This window comes from Mesorhizobium sp. P5_C1, assembly GCF_054049815.1.
Genome location: NZ_JBFULQ010000343.1, coordinates 1 through 6,033, shown reverse-complemented (window position 1 = coordinate 6,033; position 6,033 = coordinate 1). Strand labels below are relative to the sequence as shown.

Here is a 6,033-nt window from a genome sequence, read left to right as displayed (position 1 = left end):
GCATTTCTCGGTGCCCAACGTGCCCTATTTCGAGGGATTTTCGACCTTCAACGGCCGCATCCTGCACAGCCATGATTTCCGCGATGCGATGGAATTCAAGGGCAAGGACATTCTGATCATCGGCCGCTCCTATTCGGCCGAGGACATTGGTTCGCAGTGCTACAAATACGGCGCCAAATCGATCACCTCCAGCTACCGCTCGAAGCCGATGGGTTTCAAATGGCCGGAGAACTGGAAAGAGGTGCCGCTGCTGCAAAAGGTCGTCGGCAAGACCGCCCATTTCAAGGACGGCAGCACCAAGGATGTCGATGCCATCATCCTGTGCACCGGCTATCTCCACTCCTTCCCCTTCCTCACCGAGGATCTGAAGCTCAAGACCGCCAACCGCATGTGGCCGGACGGGCTCTATGAGGGCGTCGTCTGGGAGAAGAACCCGAAGCTGTCCTTCATTGGCATGCAKGATCAGTTCTACACCTTCAACATGTTCGACGCGCAGGCCTGGTTCGCCCGCGATGTCATCATGGGCCGTATCAAGTTGCCGTCGGCCGAGGCGATGGCCGCGCATGGCGCAAAATGGCGGGCGCGCGAGGAAACGCTGGAGGACGCCGAACAGATGATCTGGTTCCAGGGCGACTACACCAAGGAATTGATGGACCAGACCGATTATCCCGGCTTCGACGTCGAGGCGGTCAACAAGACCTTCATGGAGTGGGAGCACCACAAGGGCGAAGACATCATGAGCTTCCGCGACCACGCCTATCGCTCGCTGATGACCGGCACCATGGCGCCGCTGCACCATACACCCTGGCTGCAGGCGCTGGATGATTCGATGGAGAGCTTTCTCGAGGTGAAAGGCGTCGCGGCGGAGTAGCAAGGCGCGCCGACTTCAATCCAGCGGATAGTCGGGCGGAGCGTCGGTCTCCGTCACCTTGACCGACAGCACGTCGCTGGTGTTGGCAAAGTCGGGGCCATCGCCGCGCACTGCCAGCGTGTCGGCCATCAGCAGGAATGTCATGGCGGCGAGGGTTGGTCCGCCCGGCTCCTCTGGCCATGCGAAGATGCCGTCGGCGTTGGCGCCGAATTTCACATCGTGGCAGACGAATTCGATCTCGATCTTCCAGGATCTCAGCGGCGGTGTGTCGCCAAGTGGCGGATGCGGCGGGTCGGGAAGCTCGAAATGATTGGCGACAAGGATTTTGGTCGGCACCGCCGGCACGATGCGCTGGCGATTGAAGGCGGCGATGGCGTCGTCACGGAACCGGTCGAGCAGGCCTTGCCCCGACAGCCTGTACGGCTCGCGGAAAAAGCCTCCGGCCCAGACCGACTCGTCATTGTCGTTGGAGATCAACAGGGTGGCGTGGAAGCGGCGCAGCCTTGGCGCCAGCGCCTGCCAGTCGCATTCGGCAGGCGTCGCCGGCGTTGCGATGAACTCGTCGAGAAGATCGCTGCCGCGCACCGGATTGCTCAATACCGAGCAGTCTTCGCCGTAGAGATGCCAGAGCTGGCGCAACTCAGCGGCCGCGATGCCGGGTTTGCGCAGTTCCTCCACCGAGGCGCGAACCCGCGCGACGGCATAGGCCGTCGCCGCCTCCAGCGTGCCGAAGCCCGGGACGAGATGTTCGCCGTCCGGCTCGCCGGTTCTGGCCATGTCGAAAACGAGGACGGTAAAGGGCGGATCGCCTGGCTCAGACATTCGGCACCAAATTGGACTAACCCAGCCTTGCCCGCGCCTTCGCCGTCCACGCGTTGAACAGCCGGTCGGCGACGATGCCGATGAAGGCGATGGCGAGGCCGGCGACGATGCCGCGGCCGGAATCGGCCTTGGACAGCGCGATGAACACTTCCTGGCCGAGGTCGCGGGTGCCAACCATGGCGCAGATGATGATCATCGCCAGCGCCATCAGGATCGTCTGATTCACGCCCAGCATAATTTCGGGCAGCGCCAGCGGAAGCTGCACGCGAAAGAAGGTCTGGCGCGGCGTGCAACCCGACACTTTTGCCGCCTCGATCAGCGCTGGCGGCACCTGGCGGATGCCGTGATTGGTGTAACGGATGGCCGGCACTACGGCGAAGGCGACCGTTGCGATCATCGCCGTGACGTCGCCGACCCGGAACAGCATCACCACGGGGATGATGAAGCAGAAGGATGGCAGCACTTGCAGCGTGTCGATGATCGGCGTGACGATCTTCTCGAAACGGTCGCTGCGTGAGGCCATCAGGCCAATGGGGATGCCGATCAGGCAAGCGATGAAGGCCGAGATGCCGCAGAGATAGACCGTCGCCATGGTCTTTTCCCACAGCCCGGTGACGGCGCAGAAAGCGGTGAGTGCGGCAACCAGGGCCGCGAGCCGCAGGCCGGAGAGCTGATAGCCGGCAAGGCCGAGCAGGCACACCGCGCCCAGCCACGGAAAGCCTTCGCAGAAGGCGCGCAGCGGGTTCAGCACGTTGAGGATCAGCGCCACGCGAAACGCCTCGATCGTGTCGAAGAAGTTGATGGTGATCCAGTTCACCGCTGCCTTCCACAGCGGCGCGGTGGTGAAGGTGATCGCCTTCGGCACCGCCGCGAAGGCCGGCACGAACAGGCCGAGCAGCGTGGTGACGACAAGGATGGCGATAGCCAGCGTCAAATTGGGATAGCGCCGCCAGAAGCTGGGGCTCAATTCCCGATGAACATGGCCCATTGCCTGCTTGTGCGCGATCGCCTGGCTCAGCCGGTCGAGCGCGATCGCCAGCGCGACGATGGCGAGACCGGCTTCCATCGCCTCGCCGACCTTCAGCGCGCGTAGCGCCAAGAGCACGTCGTAGCCGAGCCCGCCGGCGCCGATCATCGAAGCGATGATCACCATGTTCAGCGCCAGCATGATCACCTGGTTGACGCCGACCATCAGCGTCGGCCGCGCCGAGGGCAACAGCACCCGCCACAGTTTCTGCCGCGCCGTGCAGCCGGCCATCTCGCTGAAATCGTCGATCTCGGAGGGTACCCGCGACAGCCCAAGCATCGTCGCCCGCACCATAGGCGGCGTGGCGAAGATGGCGGTCGCGATCATCGCCGAAACCGGGCTGTTGCCGAACAGGAGCAGCATCGGGATCAGATAGGCAAAGGTCGGGATCGTCTGCATCAGGTCAAGGGCAGGGGAGACGATGAGCCTTTCCGCCCATGGCTTGCGCCACGCCCAGATGCCGGCGAACAGGCCGGTGACGATGCAGAACGGCACGGCGATGGAGATCAGCGCCAGCGTCAGCATGGCGCTGGTCCATTGGCCGAACAGTGCGATGTAGAGGAAACAGCCGCCGACCAGCATGCCGAGATTCCGGCCACCGGCGGCATGCCCGGCAAGGAAGGCGGCGGCGCAGACGCCGACCCAGGACAAGCGCGGCAAGACATAGCCGTCGGCACCGTGACCGATCTTGAAATTCTTGGCCAGCAGGTTGAGTGCGAAGTCGAGCGGCACGCCCAGCACCGCGGTGATCGAGCGCGTCAGCCACGACAGGTTCGACTTGATCCAGCCCATCAAGGCGCCGACCCAGTCGGCGACCGGCACGATTGCGCTGGCGGGATAATTGACGGCCCAGGGCAGGCTGTCCCGCAGCAGGAACACGACAAGCACGGCGGCAAGCGCCGAGGCCCAGACGATCAGCCAGACCTGAACCGGACGCGCCCTTGCCTCGCTGGCGCCAGCCGTCACCGTCATGCGCCGGCCCTCGAGCGATCGATGCCGGCCAGCAGGTCGATCACCGCTTGCGGCGTCACCTCGCCGATCGGCTTGCCGGTGCCGTTGACCACCGCGAACGGCTTGCCGGCGGATACGATCTCCGCTGAAAAGCTTGCGATCTTGGCATCTGGCGCAACGGTGCCGCCATGCGCGGTGCCGTCGCAGGCCCGCATCAGGCTGCGCGCCGAGATCACCTTGGCGCGGTCGACGTCGCGGGTGAACTCGGCGACATAGTCGGTCGCCGGGTTGACCACCAGCTCTTCCGGCGTGCCGATCTGGATGACCTCGCCGTCCTTCATGATGGCGATGCGGTCGGCCAGCCGGATCGCTTCGTCGAAATCATGGGTGATGAAGACGATGGTCTTGTGCAGCATGGTCTGCAGCCTCATCAACTCGTCCTGCATCTCGCGGCGGATCAATGGGTCGAGCGCCGAGAACGGCTCATCGAGGAACCAGATTTCCGGTTTGGTCGCCAGGCTGCGGGCGATGCCGACACGCTGCTGCTGGCCGCCGGAAAGTTCGCGCGGGTAGAAATGTTCGCGGCCACGCAATCCGACCAGCTCAATGACCTCACGCGCCCGCGCTTCGCGCGTCGGCCGGTCCTGTCCCTGGATGCTGAGCGGAAAGGCGATATTTTCAAGCACGTTGAGATGCGGCAAGAGCGCAAAATTCTGGAACACCATGCCCATCCGGTGGCGCCGCAATTCGATAAGTGCCGAATCCGAGATTTTCAGCAGGTCGTTGCCTTCGAATTCGACCTTGCCGTGCGTCGGCTCGACCAGCCGCGACATGCAGCGCACCAGCGTCGACTTGCCGGACCCCGACAGGCCCATGATGATAAAAATCTCGCCCTGGCGGATTTCAAGGTCGACTGCCCGCACGGCCCCAACCAGCCCGGCGGCAGTGACGTCGGCCATGCTGGCCTTGCCATCGCGCTCGCGGATGAAATTGGCCGCGTTCGATCCGAACAATTTCCAGACATTGCGGCAGGCAAGCTTAATCGGGCGGGCATCCTTGCCCGGCTGCGTCGGTGCCTGTTCAGTCCTATCCGTCATCCAATCGTCCTTCTGGAATATCAGGAATCGAGACCCGGCCGATCAACAGCCGGGTCTCATCTCTCCAGTCGGAACAATCACTGCGCCCAGGCTTTCCAGTCTGCCTCGTGGGCAGCGATCCAGGCGGCGGCGACGTCTTCCGGCGCCTTGCCGCCGAGATCGATCTCGCCGCTCATCTTGTTGAGCTCATCGGTATCGATCGTATACGCCTTTGCCACCTTGTAGGCGACCGGCCACTTGTCCTTCATGCCGGACCAGGAGTACTTCCAGATCTCGCCATGCGGCTTGCCGCAATCATATTTGGCGTCCGGGTTCACGCCCCATTTCGGGTCATTGTAGCATTCGGGTGTGTATTCGGGGAACTGCACCCATTCGCCCTTGTACTTGGCCGGTGCCCAATGCGGCGAATAGATCCACAGCATGATCGGCGCCTTGCGCTGATAGGCCGAGTCCAGCTCGGCGAACATCGCCGCGTCGGTGCCGGCATGGATGACGGTGAAGGGCAGCTTCAGTGCCTCGACACGCTCGTCGTCAAAGCCTTCCCAGGTCACCGGGCCGCCGAGATAGCGACCCTTCGGTGCGGTCTCCGCCGTCGAAAATGCTTCGGCGCATTTCGGGTCCTTCAGCGCTTCCCAATTGGGCAGGCCCGGGCACTTTTCCTTCATGTACTCGGGAAACCACCACTCTTCCTTGGCCTTGGGCCCGAGCTTGCCGAGCCGTTCGGTCTGGCCGGTCGCGTCGGAGGCTTTCATGGCTTCGCCGGCGGTCGTGTCCCAGAACTCGAGGCCGACGTCGAGGTCGCCATTGGTGAGGCCGGTGGTCAGGCTGGAGAGGTAGTCCGCGGTCGGGTATTCGACGGTATAGCCGAGCTTTTCCAGGATGCCGCCGAGGATCTTGGCATTCAGGTTGACGCTGGTCCAGTCGAACAGCGCGATCTTGATCGGGTCGTTGGATTCAGGTGCAGCGGCTTGGGCGGAAGGTGTCAGCAGGCTTAGGGACGCGAGCGCGACCGCGCCCATCGACAGTTTCGAGATCTGGCTGCGAAATGACATGCTTGTTCTCCTTCAAGCTGTGAAAATTATCGGTCGTTCCCTTCTTGCGGCTTTTCTTGATTGTGTTGGAAAGGTTGGTCGTTGCGCAAGGCCGTCGGCGCCGAATTGTCGCCCTGGCTTTGGCCAAGGCAGGCAAGACGGCGCTCAATTCTGCTGATGGTCGAATGGGACTGGAGGGTCAGCGTCATGGCTGCCGACGGATCGCTGCGGAAG

At 63.1% G+C, this 6,033-nt stretch carries 4 protein-coding genes and 1 pseudogene; 1 reads left to right on the top strand and 4 read right to left on the bottom strand.

Features of this window, described 5'->3' with window-relative positions:
- Positions 1 to 871, top strand: a pseudogene (locus tag ACXJ7R_RS22525) (NAD(P)/FAD-dependent oxidoreductase); the annotation flags it as partial.
- 15 nt (positions 872 to 886) lie between these two features.
- Here the strand turns inward: ACXJ7R_RS22525 and ACXJ7R_RS22520 are convergent.
- The 4 genes from ACXJ7R_RS22520 to ACXJ7R_RS22505 form a co-directional block, all read right to left on the bottom strand.
- On the bottom strand, positions 887 to 1,693 hold the full coding sequence (locus tag ACXJ7R_RS22520) for a hypothetical protein (protein WP_457153781.1): 807 nt from the start codon (positions 1,691 to 1,693) through the stop codon (positions 887 to 889).
- A gap of 16 nt (positions 1,694 to 1,709) precedes the next feature.
- Positions 1,710 to 3,692 carry an ABC transporter permease gene (locus tag ACXJ7R_RS22515; protein ID WP_457153780.1) on the bottom strand — a complete coding sequence of 661 codons (1,983 nt, stop codon included), beginning with the start codon at positions 3,690 to 3,692 and terminating at the stop codon, positions 1,710 to 1,712.
- A complete protein-coding gene (locus ACXJ7R_RS22510; protein ID WP_457153779.1) occupies positions 3,689 to 4,768 on the bottom strand; it encodes a quaternary amine ABC transporter ATP-binding protein in 1,080 nt (359 codons plus the stop codon). Before ACXJ7R_RS22510 ends, ACXJ7R_RS22515 begins: the two co-directional genes overlap by 4 nt.
- Positions 4,769 to 4,845: 77 nt before the next feature.
- Complete coding sequence (locus ACXJ7R_RS22505) at positions 4,846 to 5,820, bottom strand: ABC transporter substrate-binding protein (protein WP_457153778.1); 975 nt, start codon at positions 5,818 to 5,820, stop codon at positions 4,846 to 4,848.
- Positions 5,821 to 6,033 lie beyond the last annotated feature (213 nt).

Coding starts and splice junctions, on each gene's coding strand:
- ACXJ7R_RS22505 (WP_457153778.1), bottom strand. CDS start 5,820: ATGTCATTTCGCAGCCAGATCTCGAAACTGTCGATGGGCGCGGTCGCG.
- ACXJ7R_RS22520 (WP_457153781.1), bottom strand. CDS start 1,693: ATGTCTGAGCCAGGCGATCCGCCCTTTACCGTCCTCGTTTTCGACATG.
- ACXJ7R_RS22510 (WP_457153779.1), bottom strand. CDS start 4,768: ATGACGGATAGGACTGAACAGGCACCGACGCAGCCGGGCAAGGATGCC.
- ACXJ7R_RS22515 (WP_457153780.1), bottom strand. CDS start 3,692: ATGACGGTGACGGCTGGCGCCAGCGAGGCAAGGGCGCGTCCGGTTCAG.